We start from the raw sequence: 477 nt of genomic DNA on the forward strand, positions 1-477 counted from the left end.
GCTCGGCGCCTGGGCCGGCCGCGGGCCGGTCCACCGCGCCGCCGGCCCGCCGCCCGAGCGCGGCGGGCAGCCCGGCCAGGGATGCCGGTCAGGGATTGCCGGCCAAGGGTGCGGTCAGGGCGCCGCGCCGTTGCGCTGCAGCCCCTCCGCCGCCTCGGCCGCGCCCTGCGCCAGGGCGCGGCGGTACCAGAGGATGGCGGTCGCGGCATCGCCCTGCAGCCCGCGCACGCCGATGCCGGCCAGGAAGCGCGGGTCATGCGACTTGCCCAGCCCCAGCATCGCCTCGGCACTGCCGGCCTGCGCCGCGCGGCCATAGAGCAGCCGCGCCGCGGAGACGTCGCCGACCGCCAGCATGGCATCCGCCCGGCGCAGCAGGCCGGCCACCTGGGGCGACGGCGCAGGGGGCGTCGGGCCAGCGGGCGCCAGCGCAGCGGGCGCCGGCGCGGGCGGCGCCAGCGCGGCGAGGGAACCGGGCGC

General features: G+C 82.0%; 1 protein-coding gene. It reads right to left on the bottom strand.

Translation table 11 applies throughout. The annotated features are described in order from the left end of the window. Window positions 1–114: 114 nt before the first annotated feature. On the bottom strand, window positions 115–477 hold a 363-nt coding region (locus E2C05_RS32475), incomplete at its 5' end, for a hypothetical protein (RefSeq protein WP_408901649.1).

Origin of the sequence: Paracraurococcus ruber (genome assembly GCF_004353985.1) — a bacterium.
Classification (GTDB): domain Bacteria; phylum Pseudomonadota; class Alphaproteobacteria; order Acetobacterales; family Acetobacteraceae; genus Paracraurococcus; species Paracraurococcus ruber.